Annotated in this window: 16 protein-coding genes and 1 tRNA gene; 11 read left to right on the top strand and 6 right to left on the bottom strand. The window is 35.1% G+C overall.

Going from position 1 to position 19,217, the window contains the following annotated elements:
* The first annotated feature begins 3 nt into the window (after positions 1–3).
* From EI427_RS13700 to pheS, 4 genes are all read left to right on the top strand, one after another.
* On the top strand, positions 4–1,185 hold the full coding sequence (locus EI427_RS13700) for a class I SAM-dependent methyltransferase (RefSeq protein WP_126615570.1): 1,182 nt from the start codon (positions 4–6) through the stop codon (positions 1,183–1,185).
* 19 nt (positions 1,186–1,204) lie between these two features.
* Positions 1,205–1,459 carry a hypothetical protein gene (locus EI427_RS13695; RefSeq protein WP_126615568.1) on the top strand — a complete coding sequence of 85 codons (255 nt, stop codon included), beginning with the start codon at positions 1,205–1,207 and terminating at the stop codon, positions 1,457–1,459.
* A gap of 199 nt (positions 1,460–1,658) precedes the next feature.
* The gene (locus EI427_RS13690; RefSeq protein WP_126615566.1) at positions 1,659–2,120 is read left to right on the top strand and encodes an FKBP-type peptidyl-prolyl cis-trans isomerase; all 462 of its coding nucleotides are present in this window, start codon (positions 1,659–1,661) and stop codon (positions 2,118–2,120) included.
* 256 nt (positions 2,121–2,376) lie between these two features.
* Positions 2,377–3,396 (top strand): phenylalanine--tRNA ligase subunit alpha, encoded by a 1,020-nt coding sequence (gene pheS, locus EI427_RS13685; protein WP_449401685.1) that lies wholly within the window; start codon positions 2,377–2,379, stop codon positions 3,394–3,396.
* 59 nt (positions 3,397–3,455) lie between these two features.
* Here the strand turns inward: pheS and EI427_RS13680 are convergent, their stop codons facing one another.
* Positions 3,456–3,980 (bottom strand): acyl-CoA thioesterase, encoded by a 525-nt coding sequence (locus tag EI427_RS13680; protein WP_126615562.1) that lies wholly within the window; start codon positions 3,978–3,980, stop codon positions 3,456–3,458.
* Positions 3,981–4,159: 179 nt separating this feature from the next.
* On the opposite strand from EI427_RS13680, the gene EI427_RS13675 reads away from it, so the two are divergent.
* From EI427_RS13675 to EI427_RS13645, 7 genes are all read left to right on the top strand, one after another.
* Positions 4,160–4,230: transfer RNA gene (locus tag EI427_RS13675), tRNA-Cys, on the top strand.
* Between the two features lie 493 nt (positions 4,231–4,723).
* Positions 4,724–5,929: a c-type cytochrome gene (locus EI427_RS13670; protein WP_240655307.1), complete on the top strand. Its 1,206-nt coding sequence runs from the start codon at positions 4,724–4,726 to the stop codon at positions 5,927–5,929.
* Positions 5,930–5,988: 59 nt separating this feature from the next.
* A complete protein-coding gene (locus EI427_RS13665) occupies positions 5,989–9,210 on the top strand; it encodes a TAT-variant-translocated molybdopterin oxidoreductase (protein ID WP_126615558.1) in 3,222 nt (1,073 codons plus the stop codon).
* 80 nt (positions 9,211–9,290) lie between these two features.
* On the top strand, positions 9,291–10,718 hold the full coding sequence (gene nrfD / locus EI427_RS13660; RefSeq protein ID WP_126615556.1) for an NrfD/PsrC family molybdoenzyme membrane anchor subunit: 1,428 nt from the start codon (positions 9,291–9,293) through the stop codon (positions 10,716–10,718).
* A gap of 14 nt (positions 10,719–10,732) precedes the next feature.
* Positions 10,733–11,347 carry a DUF3341 domain-containing protein gene (locus tag EI427_RS13655; protein ID WP_126615554.1) on the top strand — a complete coding sequence of 205 codons (615 nt, stop codon included), beginning with the start codon at positions 10,733–10,735 and terminating at the stop codon, positions 11,345–11,347.
* A 30-nt stretch (positions 11,348–11,377) separates the two neighbouring features.
* On the top strand, positions 11,378–12,073 hold the full coding sequence (locus EI427_RS13650; protein ID WP_126615552.1) for a c-type cytochrome: 696 nt from the start codon (positions 11,378–11,380) through the stop codon (positions 12,071–12,073).
* 38 nt (positions 12,074–12,111) lie between these two features.
* On the top strand, positions 12,112–13,446 hold the full coding sequence (locus EI427_RS13645; protein ID WP_126615551.1) for a flagellar basal body-associated FliL family protein: 1,335 nt from the start codon (positions 12,112–12,114) through the stop codon (positions 13,444–13,446).
* 79 nt (positions 13,447–13,525) lie between these two features.
* On the opposite strand, the gene EI427_RS13640 is transcribed toward EI427_RS13645, so the two are convergent.
* The 5 genes from EI427_RS13640 to EI427_RS13620 all read right to left on the bottom strand — a co-directional run bounded on the left by EI427_RS13640 (position 13,526) and on the right by EI427_RS13620 (position 19,128).
* Positions 13,526–14,104, bottom strand: coding sequence for a hypothetical protein (locus EI427_RS13640; RefSeq protein ID WP_126615549.1), 579 nt, complete (start codon positions 14,102–14,104; stop codon positions 13,526–13,528).
* 111 nt (positions 14,105–14,215) lie between these two features.
* Entirely contained in the window at positions 14,216–15,346 is a 1,131-nt protein-coding gene (locus tag EI427_RS13635) for an alpha/beta hydrolase-fold protein (protein ID WP_126615547.1), read from the bottom strand.
* Between the two features lie 77 nt (positions 15,347–15,423).
* The gene (locus EI427_RS13630) at positions 15,424–17,079 is read right to left on the bottom strand and encodes a tetratricopeptide repeat protein (RefSeq protein ID WP_126615545.1); all 1,656 of its coding nucleotides are present in this window, start codon (positions 17,077–17,079) and stop codon (positions 15,424–15,426) included.
* A gap of 17 nt (positions 17,080–17,096) precedes the next feature.
* Positions 17,097–18,413, bottom strand: a complete 1,317-nt coding sequence (locus tag EI427_RS13625; RefSeq protein WP_126615543.1) for an OmpP1/FadL family transporter — start codon at positions 18,411–18,413, stop codon at positions 17,097–17,099.
* The gene (locus EI427_RS13620) at positions 18,406–19,128 is read right to left on the bottom strand and encodes a type III pantothenate kinase (RefSeq protein WP_126615541.1); all 723 of its coding nucleotides are present in this window, start codon (positions 19,126–19,128) and stop codon (positions 18,406–18,408) included. Before EI427_RS13620 ends, EI427_RS13625 begins: the two co-directional genes overlap by 8 nt.
* Positions 19,129–19,217 lie beyond the last annotated feature (89 nt).

Here is a 19,217-nt window from a genome sequence, read left to right as displayed (position 1 = left end):
AGAATGATAAATCAAGAAACGAAGAAGTTTATTTTAGATAACGAGAAGGAAAACCCTTCTTTAGTGGTATTGAAAGCAGCCAAATTTGCTAATGTTGATGGTAAAGTTGCTGCACAGCAAATAGGAGCTAGGCAAAAAGCGAAAAAGAAACTTCCTTCTTGGTATGAAAATACAAACATAGAATATCCATCAAAAGTACCTTTAGAGCAGTGTTCTTCAGAACGAGCAGCAAATTTTAAATCAAAAATTGTAAAAGGGAACTCTCTTATTGATTTGACAGGAGGGATGGGTGTTGATGATTGGGCTTTTTCAAAACACTTTTCTAAAGTAACTTATTTTGAGCGTCAAAAAGATTTATCAGAAATAACAAAAAGAAACTTTACGACCTTAAATCAATTAAATATTGATGTTAAAAGTGGTGATAGTTTAGAGTGGCTTCAAGAAAATAGCAATAATTTTGATGTCATTTACCTTGATCCTGCAAGGCGGGACAAAGAAAACCGTAAGCTAGTAAGGGTAGAAGACTGTGAGCCTAATGTTCTAGAATTTAAAGATTTACTCTTTCATAGAGCAGACAAAGTACTTGTAAAGCTATCTCCAATGATTGATATTAAAAGTACCTTACGCTCACTTCCTGAAGTAAGTAATGTATGGGTAGTATCTGTTGATGGAGAATGTAAAGAAGTATTATTCTTATTAGAAAAACAGGAATCTACGGATGTGAAAATTCATACTGTAGACTTAAAAGGAGAAAAAAAAGAGATTGTTTTTTCTTTTAATCTAAAGGAAGAAGAACAGAATGGTGTTGAATTGGCAAGTGAATTGCACCAATATTTATACGAGCCGAATGCATCTGTTATGAAAGGAGGTGCGTTTAAAAGCATCTCAAACAGATTCGGCCTAAAAAAATTACACATCAATTCCCATTTATATATTTCAGATGTACTAATAGAAGATTTTCCGGGCAGAAAATTTGAAGTAACAAAGCAAATTCAAGCTCAGAAAAAAAGTATTAAGAAAGAAATACCGAACTTAAAGGCTAATTTGTCGGTAAGAAATTTTCCTCAAACTGTAGATCAACTTAGAAATAAGTTAAAGTTAAAAGAAGGAGGAGAAATTTACCTCTTTGCAACTACAATAATGAAAGAGGAAAAGGTGTTATTAGTATGTAAGCGTATAAATTGAGATCAACTTCGAACAGAATATGTATAAAACAGTCTACGTAAAAACAAAAAAAGAATCTAGAAGAACAACTTCAGATAGATTAAGATCAGTAAAAGTTATTGGAGACGAAACTGCAGAAGCTTTAGAAACTTGTATTCAAGAACATGTACAAGAAGGTTACAAAGTATTTAGTATTACTGCTATGTCTTCTGCTAGTTCTAGTAATGTAGGCACTGGTGGCTGGGGTTTCAGTTACACTGATGGAATGATTGTAGTTTTTGAGAAAGTATCTTAAATAAGAAACTACGCCAAAAGGAAAGGAGTACAATAGTACTCCTTTTTTATTTATATATACTTGAATTTGAGTGTGATAAGTTAATTAATCAACATGGATTCAAATAACTCTTAATCTTTTCTTGTATGCAATTAACATCTTTGTATTTTTGCACACTTATTAGACGATGGTACGTCTAAAAAATTCAAATGAAAAGAAAATGTCAGTAGCACAAAAAGGTCATAAAGTAAAAGTACACTATGTTGGTACTCTTAACGATGGTAGTCAATTTGATTCTTCAGTTGAACGCGGTGAGCCAATTGAATTTAAAGTTGGTGCAGGTCAAATGATTCCTGGTTTTGATGCGGCAGTAGAAGGTATGACTGTAGGTGATAAAAAAACAGTAAATATCCCTTCTGATCAAGCTTACGGTCCTGCTCGTGAAGACTTAATCATTGAGTTCAAACGTAGCGACATTCCTGCAGATATGAATCCTAAAATAGGTGATCAAATTGGTCTTCAAAGCCCACAAGGTCCTATTCCTGCAACTGTTGTAGAATTAAACGACGAAGTTATTAAAGTTGATGCTAACTCTCCAATGGCGGGTAAAGATCTTAACTTTGATATCGAATTAGTAGAAGTATGTGAAGATTCTTGCGAAGATGACAACTGCAATTGCTAGTTTTAAAATATAAGTATTGATAGTAATATCAATTTTAAAAACACCGATTTGTATTTGTCAAATCGGTGTTTTTTTGTTTTCAATTGGAAACATTATAATAAAAAAGCAAACTTTCTTAAGTTTTTATGGCATTACTCGTGTAATAGCTTAATAAAGTTTTTAAATTTGCAGATTGAATGAAAATGCTAAATTTTCATTTCTTGTAATAAATCGAATGATATAAGTGACTAGTTCGCTTTCAATATAGTTATAGATTATGCTTGAGCAGATAAAAAAAATTGAAGAACAAATAGAGAAAGCTACAGCTCAGACAAAGGATGAGCTGGAAGATTTCCGTATTGGTGTAGTAGGTAGAAAAGGAATTATTGCAGATTTATTTAGCCAAATGAAAACTGTTGCTCCAGAAGAGCGCAAAACATTTGGACAGACTGTAAATGCATTAAAAAATGCTGCTCAAGATAAATTTCAAGAGTTACAGGATGCTTTGGAGTCTTTACAGGCTACAGATATAAATCATCAAGATTTAACTTTACCAAATATTCCAAACGAGATGGGGTCTGTTCACCCTATCACAAAAGTACGCGAGGAAATTAGCCGTATTTTTGAACGTATTGGTTTTAATATTTCTGAAGGTCCAGAAATTGAAGATGATTGGCATAACTTTTCAGCATTAAACTTCCCTCCAAACCACCCAGCAAGAGAAATGCAGGATACTTTCTTTATTGAGAAAAATCCTGATATTGCACTTCGTACACATACTTCATCTGTACAAGTTAGGGTTATGGAAAATGCAAAACCTCCTTTCAGAACATTATCTCCAGGTAGAGTATACCGTAATGAGACTATTTCTGCTAGAGCACATTGTATCTTCCATCAGATTGAGGGTTTATATGTAGATAAGAATGTTTCTTTTAAAGATTTGAAGGATACACTTTATTACTTTGCAAAAGAATTTTTTGGTCCAAATTCACAGATTCGTTTAAGACCTTCATATTTTCCATTCACAGAGCCTTCTGCCGAGCTAGATGTAAGCTGTTCTGTTTGTGGTGGTAAAGGTTGTAATATCTGTAAGTACTCAGGATGGGTAGAAATTGGAGGTTGTGGTATGGTAGATCCAAACGTCTTAAAAGCATCTGGTATTGACGCAGAAGAATATACTGGTTTTGCTTTTGGTATGGGTATCGAACGTATGACAATGTTGAAATATAAAATTAACGATCTTAGATTATTTACAGAAAATGATTTAAGATTCTTACGTCAATTTGAAGGGCTATAAGTCAATTCAGAATTAGATGAAATAAAAAAGGTTACTTGTGAGAGTAACCTTTTTTGTTTTTAATTATTTATATCTTCTACAAATTCATGTAAGGAGGTCGCATCTTTTAATTTTATTCTACCTGCCATTACAAGCCTAAACTCTCTACGCTGTAAGGCTCCTTCAAATAACTTATTCTCTTCTTCAGATTCTGGAATTAACTTAGGTACAATGATAGGTCGCCCAGTCTGATCAACGGCTACAAAAGTAAAGAAGGCTGTATTTGTTTCTATTTTAGTACCATTTGGTATGTTCTCTGTATAAACACGAATGAATACTTCCATAGAGGAATTGAATGCCCTCGTAACATGAGCTTCTAATGTTATCGTATCTCCAAGTTTTGGAGAGTGCTTGAAGGATACATTATCTACAGAAGCAGTAACAACAACTCTATTAGAGTGCTTTTGAGCTGAAATAGCAGCAACAACATCCATCAAATGTAATAATCGTCCTCCCATTAAATTATGAAGAGGGTTTGTATCGTTAGGAAGAACCATTTCTGCACTAGTTACAAATGATTCTTTTGCAAATTTTTCATGTTTCATAAACTGTTTTTTTAAGTTTAACCGAATGTGGATGTATGTATTTATAAGTTTAATTTAAAAAAATGAAACTATACCTATTTGGAATACAGAATCTTAAATTTTATTTGTATTTTTTTTAAAGAAATTGTTTGGGTGCTATAATTTGATGTATTACTTTTGCATCACTCTACGGGGAACAGGGTGCCATGGCCGAGCGGCTAGGCATCGGTCTGCAAAACCGCGTACGGCGGTTCGAATCCGCCTGGCACCTCTAAAAGGTCAAAATCAGAAATGGTTTTGGCCTTTTTTGTTTTGCAAATTTTTAAAAGAATGAATTTAAATTTTCCTTAGAGATAAATATTAAGGTGTTTTACTATGATTTCTTTAAATAAAATAAGGTTTCAACCGATTGTCTCTTTTATCATATGTTATGTTAATGAAGTGTTACTAGAGAAAGAAACTGATAGTTGTTTATGGTAAAAAGATGTCTAATGTCATTTTTTATTGTAATTTGGAATAGTTCTAAATAAGTTTTTTTTGTATTTTAAGGTGTTTAAGTAGCTGTTTTACAGTTGATTGATTGTGTTTTTTTGCTGTTTTATAGGTAAAAGCCAATTTGTTTATAAGTTTGAATTATCTACCCTCCCGTATTAGCTTTGCAGTTGAATGTACAATTGCATATTTCATCTAATTTTTTGTATAAAAACTTCAATGGTATGAGTATCGGCAGAAGTGTATTAAGGTTGCGCTACACATTGGCTGTGGTGTGCGGTTTACTGCTAGCAAGCACAACAGTGTTTGGTCAAGGAGACGGCATTCCCACTGATGAAGCGTCGATCTCGGCCGGGATGGAGCTTTTCGATGGCAACTGCTCTTCCTGTCACCAAGTACACGAAAAAGGCGTCGGACCGGCGCTTAAGAATGTTTACGATCGTCGTGATGTCAAATGGTTGACCAAATTTATTAAACATCCAGGTAAAACTATCGAAAGTGGTGATGCTTACGCAACAGCACTTTATGATAAGTTTAAACCTACTATTATGCCAAACCAAGATCTTTCTGATGAGGAAATATTACAGGTTTTAGCATACGTAAAAGATGTAACGGTAAAAGGTCCAGCTAAACAGGCAACTGCAGCAGCAGACGCATCGGGAACAGAAGGAGCAGCAGCTCCTCAAGGTATGGTAGTTAGTTCTAACCTTTTGGTTGGGGTAATTATCGGACTATTAGTCTTACTAGGTATAGTATTAATAGTATTGGTTGTTTTAGCCAATGTATTAACGCAATACTTAAGACAACAAAAAGGACTAGACGAAGAAGATGAGACTTACATCAATGCTAAATTCAGTTTTGCATCGATCTTTAAAAGTCAAGTTTTCATTGGAATGTCTTCTTTTGTATTCATCATGATTGTAGCTAAAGTAACTATTGATTCTTTATTTGCAGTCGGAGTACAACAAGGATATGCTCCTGATCAACCTATCCAATTTTCACACAAACTTCACGCAGGGTATTACGAAATTGATTGTAAGTACTGTCACACAGGTGTAGAGAAATCGAAGAATGCTAACATTCCTTCAGCAAACATCTGTATGAACTGTCACAACAGTATCCGTCAAAACTCTCCTGAAATCCAAAAAATCTACTCAGCAATTGAGAACGATGAACCTATACAATGGGTACGTGTTCACAACTTGCCAGATTTGGCGTATTTCAACCACTCACAACACGTGAAAGTGGGAGGCGTTGAATGTCAAACTTGTCACGGCGAGATTGAAAAAATGGAAGTCGTTCAACAACATTCGTTGTTAACAATGGGATGGTGTATTGATTGTCACCGTAAGACAGATGTAAACGCAAAAGGTAATGCGTATTATGACAAAATGGTAGAAATGCATGATGCAACTTCTAAAGAACCAATGAAGGTAAAAGACATTGGTGGTTTGGAATGTGCTAAATGTCACTATTAATTTGTCGCTTTTTGAACCTTTTGGTCACTAAGCTTTCAACGGATTTTCTATAAAGAGAAATGGCAAAGAAAGAATATTGGAAGGGCGTTGAGCAATTGACTAACGACCCTGAGTTTGTAAAATATGCGGAAAAAGAATTCCCGGATCACCTTACTATTAAGGATGCTTACGGTGATAATTCTGAAGGAGACTTCAAAAGCAACAGACGTGACTTCTTAAAAGTTATGGGCTTTAGTGTAGCAGCGGTTTCGCTTGCAGCATGTGAAGCTCCAGTTAAGAAGGCAATTCCTTACCTAAATAAGCCAGAAAACATTGATCCAGGTGTAGCAAATTATTATGCTTCTACTTTCTTCAATGGTTCAGAGGCTATGCCTGTAGTAGTTAAAACTAGAGAGGGGCGCCCTATCTTCATAGAAGGTAACTCTTTCTCTAAGTATTCAAATGGAGCAGTTACTGCTCGTGCGAATGCATCTATTATGGGTCTTTATGATGAATCGAGAGCACAAGCTCCTTCTAAAGGTGGTATTAATACTACTTGGAAAAAGGCTGATGCTGAGATTATCAAAGGTTTGAGTGCTGCTGGGAAAGTTGCTGTAGTATCTAATACTATTGTATCTCCATCTACTAAAAAAGTAGTAAATCAATTTGCTGATAAATATAACGCAGACTTGATCACTTATGATCAAGACAATAATTCAGCAATTATTGAAGCAAATAAATCACAGTTTGGTAAAGCTGCAGTTCCTTCTTACTCTTTTGGTGAGGCGGATGTTGTTGTAAGTTTTAACGCAGACTTCTTAGGCAACTGGGTATCTCCTGGTGTTTTTGCAACAGATTTTGCTAAAACACGTAAGGTAGGGCCTAACAAAAAGAAGATGTCTCAACTTTTTAGTTTCGAGACAATGTTAACAATTACAGGTGCAGCAGCAGATTATCGTTCAGCATTAAAACCTTCGCAAGAAGGAGTAGCTGTAGCAGCATTGTATAATGCAATTGCTAAAGCGACTGGTAATGCAACTGTGAAAGGTACTTTAAAGGATGCTAACGTTGCGAGAGCTGCAAAAGCATTATTAAAGGCTAAAGGTAAATCTATTGTAGTTTCAGGTATTAATGATGTAAACGTTCAACTTTTAGTGAACGGAATCAACCAAATGCTTGATAACTATGGCAAGACTATCGATTTAAATACTCCTTTATATACTCGTCAAGGTTCTGATGTACAAATGAATGCATTTATCGATGCATTAAAGTCAGGAAAATACGGTGCTGTTGTATTCTATAACTGTAACCCAGTTTATGATTACGCAAGAGGAAAAGAGATCGCGGCAGGTATTAAGAAAACAAAACTATCAGTAGCAACAAACGATCGTTTAGACACTACTGCTTCACTTTGTACTTTTAATGCTCCTGATATTCACTTCTTAGAAGCATGGAATGACGCTGAATATAAGAGAGGATATTTTAGTGTAGCTCAACCTACTATCAATACAATCTTTGATTGTCGTCAAGCACAAGATTCTTTCTTAGTTTGGGCCGGATCTGAAAGTGAATATGATGAGGTTGTAAAATCTTTCTGGAAAAAAGAATTGTTTGCAATGCAATCAAAAGAGCTTTCGGCTCAAACTTTCTGGGTAAGATCGTTACACAACGGTATTTTTGAAACAGAGGAAACAGGTAGTTATAGATCTGTAAACGATACGGGTGTTGAAGTAGTAAATTATTCAGCTTCTGCTGATGTTACTTCAGCAGGTGCTAAAGTTGCAGCTAAATATAGAACTACTTCTGAGTGGGAATTTGTTGCATACCCAGCTACAGTAATGGGCTACGGTACTATGGCAAACAACCCATATATTCAAGAAACTCCAGACCCTATTACGAAAGTAACTTGGGGTAACTTTGTAGCAATTACTCCTGAGGACGCTCGTAAATTAGATGTTCACAAGGAATTTGAAACAAAGAAAAAGGTATTGAAAGTTGCAGCGAAAGCTGGAAGTTTTGAATTACCTGTTATTATGCAACCTGGTTTAGCTCAAGGTGTTATTGCTGTTCCTTTAGGATACGGTCAAGGTACTAAAGCTGGAAAAGTTGCAGAAGAAGCAGAAGGTTATAATGCTATGGCATTGCTTTCAGCAAAAGGTTTAACAAATTATACGATTACTTCAGGTGTTACAGTAACAGCAATAGATGCATCAGTTGATGTTGCTCAAACTCAAACACACGAAACAATCATGAGTCGTGAGTCGATTATCCAAGAGACTACATTAGCTCAATATGTTAAGAACCCTGCTGCAGCAAGACATGATGTAATGATCAACTCTTATGAGGGTAAGGAAAAAGCAACAGATATTTCTGCATGGGATATTGATTCTGATGGTTATTCAGAAGATCCCCATAAGAAAGAAAGTCATAAACCTGGTGTCGCTCTTCTTTGGAATGAGGAAACTGGAATTAAGGCTGATGTTCATAAATATCCAAACCACCATTGGGGTCTAGCAATTGATTTGAACTCTTGTGATGGATGTTCAGCTTGTGTAACTGCATGTCATATTGAAAACAATGTGCCAATCGTAGGTAAACAAGAAGTAATTAACCGTCGTGAAATGCATTGGATGCGTATCGACCGTTATTACAGCCAACGCCCAGAAGATGAGTTTACTGAAGAAGAAAAAGCGTCAATGACGGATTACGAAATGATGGAGCGTGCTGCACGTAATCCTGAAGTTGTTTTCCAACCAATGATGTGTCAGCACTGTAACAATGCTCCTTGTGAGACTGTTTGTCCAGTTGCTGCAACTACACACTCTTCAGAAGGTTTGAACCAAATGACATACAACCGTTGTATCGGTACTAAGTATTGTGCGAATAACTGTCCTTACAAAGTGCGTCGTTTCAACTGGTTCAAATACCATAACAACGAAGAATTTGACTATCACATGAACAACGATTTAGGTAAAATGGTGTTAAACCCAGATGTTACTGTTCGTTCTCGTGGTGTGATGGAAAAATGTTCGATGTGTGTACAAAGAACTCAAGCAGGTAAATTAAATGCAAAAAGAGAAGGCCGTACATTGGTTGACTCTGATGTATCTACAGCTTGTTCTACAGCTTGTTCTACAGGTGCAATCAAGTTTGGCGACTTGAATAATCCTGATTCAGAAGTTCGTCAGTTATTACAAGGCGAATTACACGAGCGTGCATACAATGTCTTGGATGAAATCAACACTCGTCCTAACGTTTATTACCTTGCTAAGGTGAGAAACAAAGACGAGAAGAACGCATAATTAAAGGATGCCTTTAGGTAATATTATCGTAAGGTATCCGATTTTAAAGTTTAAGTTATTCATACTCTACATAAGATAAAATGCAGATAGTATCGAAAGTTCGTGAGCCACTGGTAACCGGTGGCAAAACGTACAAGGACATAACAGAAGATGTCTGTCGACCTGTAGAAGGCAATCCTTCAATGGGTTGGTTTGCAGGGATGGCGGTTTCACTCGTACTTCTCCTTGCAGGTGGCGTATTCTTAGCAGATCTTCTTTGGTCTGGTATTGGTCGTTGGGGTCTTAATAAGACTGTTCAATGGGCATGGGATATTACCAACTTCGTATGGTGGGTAGGTATCGGTCATGCTGGTACTTTGATTTCTGCTGTACTATTGCTTTTCCGTCAGAAATGGAGAACATCCATTAACCGTGCGGCAGAAGCAATGACTATTTTTGCTGTAATTTGTGCAGCAATATGGCCAGTAGTACACATGGGTCGTCCTTGGATTGGTGGTATTTGGGCTTTACCATTACCAAACACATATGGTTCACTTTGGGTGAACTTTAACTCCCCATTATTATGGGATGTATTTGCCATCTCAACATACTTCTCAGTATCGTTGGTATTCTGGTTTATTGGTTTAATTCCTGATTTTGCAACAATTCGTGATCGTGCTATTAAGCCGATTCCTCGTTTTATCTACGGAGCTCTTTCTATGGGTTTCAACGGTTCTGCAAAAACATGGATGCATTATGAATCAGTATCATTGATTTTGGCAGGTTTGTCGACACCTTTAGTACTTTCAGTACATACAATTGTATCGATGGACTTTGCAACTTCAGTAATTCCTGGATGGCATACAACGATCTTCCCTCCATACTTCGTAGCGGGTGCGATTTTCTCTGGATTTGCAATGGTATTAACATTAATGTTAGTAACACGTAAGTTGTATAAATTGGAAGATTACATTACAATGGAACACATCGAAATGATGGCATTAGTAGTAACAATTACTGGTTCTATTGTAGGTATAGCATATATTACAGAATTCGTGATCGCATGGTATTCAGGTGTTGAATATGAGCAATACGCTTTCGTTAACCGTATGACTGGCCAGTATTGGTGGGCATATTGGTCTATGATGGCTTGTAACGTAATTTCACCACAGGTATTCTACTTCAAGAAATTGAGAACAAGTATTCCATTTATTTTCTTTATCTCGATTGTAGTAAATATTGGTATGTGGTTTGAACGTTTCGTAATTATCGTAACTTCTCTTCACCGTGATTACCTTCCATCATCTTGGTTGTACTTTAACCCTACAATTTATGATGTAATGTGTTACGTATTTACTTTTGGATTATTCTTTACGCTATTCTTAGCATTTGCTAAGTACTTCCCTGTTATTAACATGGCAGAAGTAAAAGCAGTATTGAAAGATTCTGATTCAAAAGTGTACCAATCGCGTCGTACTATTTCTAACGATGTAGTACCAGAAGCTGATAAAGTTCCAGTTGATCTTTAGAAACTAATTTAGAGATGGAAAAAAACACAAATTATTTAGTAGGCGTTTTCGGTGATCATGATATCCTTCTTAAAGCTGTTAAAGCATTAAGAAAGAAAGGTGTAAATATCTATGAGGTATTTAATCCGTATCCAGTTCACTTTTTAGAAGATGCTTTAGGATATAAGCGTTCTTGGATGCCAAGAGCAGCTTTCGGATTTGGTGCTTTAGGAACAACGTGTGCAATCTTGTTACAATCATGGATTATGGGCTTTGAATGGCCTATGATTATTGGTGGTAAAGGGTTTATCGCAATTCCTGATTTTGTGCCAATTACTTTCGAATTAACCGTTTTATTCTCTGCATTTGGTATGGCAGGTTCATTCTTTGTATCACAAGATTTGAAACCTCACAAGGTTCCTCAAATTTTTGATCGCCGCCAATCAGACGATAAGCATATTATGGCAATTGATATTGCTAATAATAAATTATCTGAAGAAGAGATTAAAGCTTTGTTATCAGAGTTTGGTGCTGAAGAAGTAAATAATAAGAGCTTTACAGAAAGAGAGAAGAAAGCTTCTTTCATGGATTATGTAAGTGACTTATTTACTAAAGGAGTTACAGATTCTGCTAGAGAGATTAAAGGGTAATCATCTTATCACGATAAAAAATTACGCAACATGCGACGAAATAAAGTTGTAATGAAAGCGATAGCAATAGGAGCAGCAGCGTTAGCAATGACGGGTTGTAAGATTCAAGGAGACGGTAACTTTACAGGCCTTGAATATGCACCTCAAATGTATCACTCTGTACCTTATGAGCCGCTTTCTCAATTCACGTATGAAGGTATTAGTGGTGGAGTATTGGAGCAATCGTATTATCCAGATTTCATTAACTCAAACCCTTATAATGATTACTTCTCAGAAGGTGAGAAAAGAGTAATCAACGTAAAAGATCCTGTAGCAGGTACTGTAAAGCGTCAAAACTTTAGTGCGGTTACTGGTGATGCAGCTGCTAAGCCAAATCAACCTATTCTTTATTACATGGATGTAACAAAAGATCAGGGAGAGTGGGCAGCAGAAAACTTGAAAAATCCAATGGAGGCAACTCCAGAAGTGGTAGCTCAAGGTAAGCACCTATTTACTGCCTACTGTCAACCATGTCATGGTGAAGCAGGAGATGGTAAAGGTAAGGTAGGAAAAGTGTATGGTGGTGTAGCTAACTTGAAAGGTAAGTCTATCAAGAAAGCAACCGACGGACATATTTTCTTTGTAATTACTCACGGAAAAGGACGTATGTGGTCACACAAGTCTCAGTTAAACCCTCAAGAGCGTTGGGCTGTCGTGAAATATGTTAGAAAACTTCAAGGTAACTAGATCGTCCCAACGATCTTAACTATTTTAATAATAGAGATATGGCGCACGTAGATGTAGATCTAAATAATGTTCAAGAGCAGTTTACTTTTGATGGTAAATTGAAGAAGAACGTGACGCTCATCGGCGGCATCGGATTGGTGTTGTTTGTGTTGGGTGCGATCTTCTTAATGATGGGTGGTGGTCACGAAGACCATCATGCAGCAGTAGAACATGCTACTGAAGTTGCTTCTGCAACAGCAGTACATGAAGGTGGTGAACATGGTCATCATGCCGAATTCCATTGGTATGATCGTATCATTGTTGATGTTTGGGTAAACGGCGTATTCTTTACGGGTATCGCTTTATTAGGATTTTTCTTCTTTGCTCTTCAATTCGTAGCGAACGCAGGTTGGCCAGTATTGATCAACAGAGTAATGTTAAACTTCCGTCAGTTTATCCCAGTTGGTGGTATTGTTTTATTACTTACTTTCTTAGTAGGTGGTCATACAATTTTCCACTGGACTCACGAAGGTATTGCAGATCCTGCTTCTCCTAATTATGATTCAATCATTGCAGGAAAGACAGATTTCTTAAATACTCCTTTTTTCTTATTTAGAATGATACTTTTTGTTACAGTTTGGACATTGTTCGGCTGGGCATTAAATAAAATCACTAAAGAAGAAGATAATGGTGATGGATCTACTAAATACTTTAGAAAAGCACAACGAATGAGTGTTGCTTTCTTAATTTTCTTTGGTATTTCTGAATCAATCACTTCTTGGGATTGGGTTATGTCAATTGATACGCACTGGTACTCAACTTTATTTGGTTGGTACTTACTTGCGGGTTGGTTAGTATCTGCAGTGGCATTTATGTCATTGTTTGTAGTGATCCTTCAAGATATGGGTTATTTAAAACTTGTGAATGAAAACCATTTACATGATTTAGGTAAGTTCTTATTTGGATTCTCAATTTTCTGGGCATACTTATGGTTCTCTCAATTCTTATTGATTTACTATGCGAATATTCCAGAAGAAACAATCTATTTTATAGATCGTTTGAGAAGTGCAACTTATGCACCACTATTCTTCACAATCTTAATTACAAATTTCATCTTCCCATTCTTTGTGTTGATGACAAGAGATGCAAAACGTAAGACTATTTTAATGAAAATGGTTGCAGGTATTGTTATTTTCGGTCACTTCATGGAATTCTGTTTATTGATCATTCCAGGATCTTTAAAAGAAAATGGTGGATTTGGTTTAACAGAGATTGGTTCGGGTATGGTTTTCTTGTCAATCTTCTTATACTTGTTCTTTACAGGTTTAAGTAAAGGTGGCTTGATTCCTAAGAATCACCCAATGATAGAAGAGTCAATTCATCACCATACTTAACAGGTGAGAATTAGATAAAATATAAAACCTCATATCTTAGTTGATATGAGGTTTTTTTGTGATTTATGTTTTTAAATGCTCAATTGATTTTAATCCCTATATTTATTCCAACCAAATTGTAGAGTCCTCCTGCATCAGGTGTAGTTGAAAAATCAGCCATCCACCTTTGTCCTAAATAAATACTTGCAGAAGGAGTCATCCCTATCCATTTAAATTGACAAAAGTCAATTCCAACAACAATTCTATACATAATACCGTCAAAAGAGGTATTGATTAAACTTCCTCCTAGATCAGCTTCTATAAATTTGGAAAAGCGAGTGTCAAAATCATCTCCAGTTCTAAAATGAGCGTAAACAGTATGCATTTTATTAGAAAATTCTGACGAAGATTGATATTGCCAACCAATACCTAGTAACGCGGCATTATCAATACAGTAATTAAGTTGTAGGTCTATTCCAGTAGATAAATAACTATGACGGACTTCTCCTTCGTCTACTATTTGTTGTTGGCTTTTATGATTATCATTAACTTTCCATTGGAGACCAATTTCAGTAGTGTAACTGATTGAAGTTGAAATTTTCTTCAAGAAGCTTGATTTTTCTTGACTAAAGCAATTTACACAAGTCAAACCTGCGAGTAATGTTAGTATAATCTTCATTGGTAGTTTTAATTGGTGTATAATGAAGACATTTTAATAGTATAAATAGTCAAAAAAATCAGGCATAAATTATTATATACCTGATTTTTTATTTCTAAGATGATTTGTTAGTTATTTCTGGAAAAATAATTGAATAGCATAAGGGAACCTTAATGCCCAATCACCTTCAGAATGCTTTGCTTTTTTATCATAGACTACATATAAATCATCATTTAATTTATATCCTTTTTTGAGTAGTTCTTTCTCCATTTTCTCTACGCCAGGTTGAAGGATAACATCAACTCCTTTACCTCCATTATCAATATATAGCAAAAGTTCTTTTTTCTTATCTGATTTAATAGAGTTGATATAATCAAAATCTTCATATTTGAATGCAGGAGACATACAAATAGCACCTTTGTATACATTTGGGTATTCCCAAGCCGACATAAAACTTACTAATCCACCCATAGAAGAGCCTGCAATAGCTGTGTATTGTTTCTGGGATTTAGTTCTATACTTTGTGTCGATTCTGTTTTTTAAATCAATAGCGAGAGATTTACGATATAATTTACCTATTTCAGTATCTCCGTAATCATCATTCCTGTTCTCAGTACAATAAGAAGCAACAATTATAATCTCTTGTAACTTATTTTTATCAATAAGTTGTGTTACTGTTTCATCAACTTGCCAATCAACCCCAAAAGAACTTGTTTTAGGATCAATAGTATTTTGTCCATCATGCATATATAAAACAGGGTACCTTTTATTTTGATCTTTTGAATATGATGGAGGAAGCCAGATAATAATATTTCTATCTATCAAACCATCAACATGAAAATTATTAATGTATTCGACCTTTCCAGTTATTTGTCCTTGATATTTTGGTTGATCACCTGAAGTCCAATTTTCAATACTTATCGTAATAGAAGTATCACTTTCTGAGCATAAGGTTTCACTGTTTTCAAGAGGCACACCATGTATATCCGCAGCTTGAAATTTCCAATCACCTAAAGTGAATTTATATTCTAGTAGTGTGTTTTTAGGTACTTCACTTGTAAAGGTCCAATGTAATGAGTCTATTTTTTTTAATGATATACTTTGTGGTGACCAATTTCCAAGGAATGCTTGATTTCCTGAAATGTAAATTTGTTTGTCAACAGGTTTATTTAAAATGATATTTAAAGTGACATTAACGTTGTTACTCTGTTTTACACAAGAAGTAAAAGATAATATTAATGCAATTAGAACTAATTTATACATGATAAGAAAGTTTAAACGTAAAAAAACCTCATACAATTAAATGTATGAGGTTTAAAAATAATGATTTTTTTTGTCAATTATGGACGGACACGTAAAGTAGTAGAACCACCAATCCAACATCCAACTTTAATAGATTTACCTTCACCATAACCTTTAGCAGCTAAAGTAAATATATCTGACTTAGAAGGGAACTGCTTTTGAGCAGAAGCCATTTTAGAAGAGTTACCAGCTTTTTTATACATATCGTATGCAGCTAAATAACAACCTCTTTCTTGTACGTTATCTTCAGAAGATTCAAAACATTGTTTGTAAGAACCCATGTAAAGGTCTCCAATAAATGTGTAAGCTTCTTTAGATATCTCACTATCGAATTCAATTGCTTTGTAAGCTTGAGAACGAGCTTGAGATTTTAAACCTTTTTTATTATACAATTTAGCAAGGTCAATTGAAGTCTCTGCTTGTTTAGTAGGATCTTCAGAATATAACTCGATTGCTTTTTCTTTCCACTCAATAGCTTTGTCAGTATCATTTTTCTTAATGTATTGACCAGAGATTAAGTTTGCATATGCAGGTGTAGGTTCAGCTGTAAATACAACTTCTGCAGCTTGAATAAAGTAAGGACCATCCATACATTTTTTACGGATAGAATAACCTACAATTTTCTTTGCAGTTGCAATGTCTGTAGGGTCAGCTTTAAACTTAGCACCTAATTTATTATTGATGAAATCACAATCAATATCTAACATACCCATAATGTATTTATCGGCCATTGTTTGGATACGATTCCAAGACTTAACATCATTAGCTTTTTTAGCAGCTTCTGCAATTTCGATATTTTTACCAGCAATGTCAGATACAAAATCATACTCATCCATTAACCAATCTTCATTGTAAGATTTGTATTTTTTGAAATTAGCATCATTTGTTTCAAAAGCAGTAGAAAGATTTTCAATTTCTTTTTCCGCAGCAGCTTTCTTAGCAGAATACTCTTTAATTTGAGCATCTGTATATTTACCGTCTTTATTCTCAATTACTGAATTAGCAGTTAAGATAACAGTTTTTTGTGCTTTTGTTTTAGGATCTTTATTGAATCCTTGAACTGCTTTTTTGTATGAGATATGTAATTTAGCTACGATTGCAACATATGCAGACATGTTAGAATCATCAGTTTTTACACCGTCTCTGTCAGCAATACCTCTGTAAAAAGTATAGTATTCAGGAAGTCTTTCATCAAAATCAGGACGATCTTTTACATATCTGTAAAGGTATTTACCTTTTGTAGATTCCCATTTTTCAGCTTGACCAAAATATTGACCTCTTTCATCGTAAAGTTTAAGAACCATGTCTTCATACTTTACAATAAGATCTTTATCAGCAGCGTCTTTTTTCTTTGACTCAGCTGACAATAGAGCTTTATATAATTTTAGACCATATATATACAAGTTTTTGTGTATATATGGAGTATTTGTATATAAATAATTGAAAGCATCAATAGTTTCTTGACTATAGTTCTTTGCTTTCATATTATCAGAGAAAAATGTGTATTTAGACTTAGTCTCTTCTACACTCTCTCCCCAGCAATATCCTCTTGCATCACAGCCTTTTTTAACGCTTCCGTCTGCTGCTTTTTGTTCTGTTAAACCGTTATCAGGTGCTGCTGCACCTTCTTCTTGTGCTTGTGCAAAGTTTGCAATAAGCAAAAACCCTAATAGAAAAGTTGCTAACCTATTCATGTTTGAAATTCGATTGATTAGTTGATTCGACGCCTTACGAACCAGCGGTCGTTAATTGTTACACCTATATTTAATTGATAGTGACGTTCTTCAAATGAAGTAACTGTTTGGATAGGTGAACTTAACCACCCATATTCTCCAGACACGGACAATGAAGAGAAACCCATAGGGAATTCAATGCCTCCGGTCACTACGTACTCTTTAATTCGTTGTTCATAAGCAATGTAAGGTGTTTCTCCATAAGAAAAACCTCCACGCCATGTAATTCTTTTCATATAGCTTGAAGCAGAAAGGTAATCGGGAGTGTATTCAAATCCAATACCGATTTTATAAGAATCTGCTAGAACTTTATCTCCATTTGCATCGGTAGGAACACCATCATAGTCTACAAAATCAGACCATTTTTGTTGTTTAAAGTCTACTGCAATTGCAAGCTTACCAACCAACTCATAGCTAATACCTACTGCTAATTCAGAAGGCATTGTAGCATATTGAGATTGATCAAGCATTATTGTATCTCTATTTAAAATTAGATCTGTTGTAGATCTAGTTTGAATATCTTCTAAACGTTTAACACCAATTTGTTGTTCGAATTGGTAGGTAGCACCAAAGTTTAAACGACTACCTTTCTCTTTAGCACCAAAGTGTTGTGAGTAGTAGATACCTGGTTTATATGTAAAACCTCTATAGTTTAAACGAATACCTCTTGCTGATCTAAAATCACTTGATCCATCAAGAAGTTGTGTTTTTGCTACTCTTTCAATAATACCAATGTTATATCCTAATTCTAAACCAACAGATAAACCTTTTGTTACTCTGAATGCGTTAGAAAAATATACTTGGTTTATACCTCCTGATCCTTCGTTTTCTACACCGTAGTACTTAGCAGGAGTCATTTGACCATTTACAGGAATACTTACTGTATCCGTTTGAGCAAATTTATAATTAACAACAGTAATTGGCTTAAAACCAAAACCCATTGTCCATTTCTGACTGACAGGGAAAGCAAAAGTTAAATAACTAAGACCTCCACCATAATCTTCCTGCGTTTGATTTTCAGCAACCAATGTTCTTTGTTCGGTATACATACCAATCTCAAACAATGTTAAGTTGTTATACGTCATTGTTGCAGGATTTAGCAAGTTAGAATGTCCATAACTTGCTAAACCAACACCCGTATAACCCATACCTTTATTTCTAACAGATACAGGGTCGACAGGAGTTCCTACTCCTAATGCTGAAAAAGGAGCGTTGCCTTGTTGTGCTGAAGCTGATGTTGCAAAAGCTACAATTGAAAGGCAAGTAAGTATGATGTTATTTATTCTCTTATACATTTAATCTCAGGATACGGTCGATTCCCTTGAGAACCAGATTTCGGTCTGCAAAGATGCTTGAATTTAATTTAGATTCAAAAGTATTTGCAACTCCACCACAAAGCAAAGTAGTAATATTACCATATTTTGCTACATAAAGTGCAATAATACCATTTATTTCTGCAATTAACCCATTTATTGCTCCCGATTTTAAACAATTTTCAGTGCTGTTTCCAACAAGTTCTTGTTCAATATTTTCGAAAGTTATAAGAGGTAGATTAGCAGTGAAATGATGCATTGCTTTAAACCTCATATCTAGACCAGGAGAAATACCTCCACCTAGATACTCGTTTTCTTTAGTAATAAAATCATAAGTAACACATGTACCTATATCTATTACTAAACAATTATCGTTTGGAAAGATAGATTTAGCACCAATAACTGCGGCAATTCTATCTACACCCAACGATTGCGGTGTTGCATAACTATTGATAAAAGGAAGCTCCAAGGCTGTAGTAATTTTTACAACTTTATACTCCTTCTCTAAATGTTGAATTAAATCATTTTTAATTCTTCCAACATTTGCAATTCCAATAGATTCACAGGAGAAGTCTTCTAATGCTTCAAAAAGTTTAACGTTATCTTGAAAGACACTAACATCTATTAATTCGTTGCCTTTAAAGAACCCAACTTTCATTAAGGTGTTTCCAATGTCAATACTGACCCTTTTTTGCATTATAATATCTTACTCGTATGTAATTGATAATTAACAAAATAATTACGTTAACTACATAAATACCGTCTTGCTTAATTTTATCAAAATTA

The organism is Flammeovirga pectinis (genome assembly GCF_003970675.1).
Taxonomy (GTDB): domain Bacteria; phylum Bacteroidota; class Bacteroidia; order Cytophagales; family Flammeovirgaceae; genus Flammeovirga; species Flammeovirga pectinis.
Note: the sequence above shows the minus strand (reverse complement) of the source record. Positions and strands in the feature narration are given on the sequence as shown.

Excerpts from the sequence above, each read along its gene's own strand:
- EI427_RS13700 (WP_126615570.1), top strand. The coding sequence starts at position 4 with ATGATAAATCAAGAAACGAAGAAGTTTATTTTAGATAACGAGAAGGAA.
- EI427_RS13695 (WP_126615568.1), top strand. The coding sequence starts at position 1,205 with ATGTATAAAACAGTCTACGTAAAAACAAAAAAAGAATCTAGAAGAACA.
- EI427_RS13690 (WP_126615566.1), top strand. The coding sequence starts at position 1,659 with ATGTCAGTAGCACAAAAAGGTCATAAAGTAAAAGTACACTATGTTGGT.
- pheS (WP_449401685.1), top strand. The coding sequence starts at position 2,377 with ATGCTTGAGCAGATAAAAAAAATTGAAGAACAAATAGAGAAAGCTACA.
- EI427_RS13680 (WP_126615562.1), bottom strand. The coding sequence starts at position 3,980 with ATGAAACATGAAAAATTTGCAAAAGAATCATTTGTAACTAGTGCAGAA.
- EI427_RS13665 (WP_126615558.1), top strand. The coding sequence starts at position 5,989 with ATGGCAAAGAAAGAATATTGGAAGGGCGTTGAGCAATTGACTAACGAC.
- nrfD (WP_126615556.1), top strand. The coding sequence starts at position 9,291 with ATGCAGATAGTATCGAAAGTTCGTGAGCCACTGGTAACCGGTGGCAAA.
- EI427_RS13655 (WP_126615554.1), top strand. The coding sequence starts at position 10,733 with ATGGAAAAAAACACAAATTATTTAGTAGGCGTTTTCGGTGATCATGAT.
- EI427_RS13650 (WP_126615552.1), top strand. The coding sequence starts at position 11,378 with ATGCGACGAAATAAAGTTGTAATGAAAGCGATAGCAATAGGAGCAGCA.
- EI427_RS13645 (WP_126615551.1), top strand. The coding sequence starts at position 12,112 with ATGGCGCACGTAGATGTAGATCTAAATAATGTTCAAGAGCAGTTTACT.
- EI427_RS13640 (WP_126615549.1), bottom strand. The coding sequence starts at position 14,104 with ATGAAGATTATACTAACATTACTCGCAGGTTTGACTTGTGTAAATTGC.
- EI427_RS13635 (WP_126615547.1), bottom strand. The coding sequence starts at position 15,346 with ATGTATAAATTAGTTCTAATTGCATTAATATTATCTTTTACTTCTTGT.
- EI427_RS13630 (WP_126615545.1), bottom strand. The coding sequence starts at position 17,079 with ATGAATAGGTTAGCAACTTTTCTATTAGGGTTTTTGCTTATTGCAAAC.
- EI427_RS13625 (WP_126615543.1), bottom strand. The coding sequence starts at position 18,413 with ATGTATAAGAGAATAAATAACATCATACTTACTTGCCTTTCAATTGTA.
- EI427_RS13620 (WP_126615541.1), bottom strand. The coding sequence starts at position 19,128 with ATGCAAAAAAGGGTCAGTATTGACATTGGAAACACCTTAATGAAAGTT.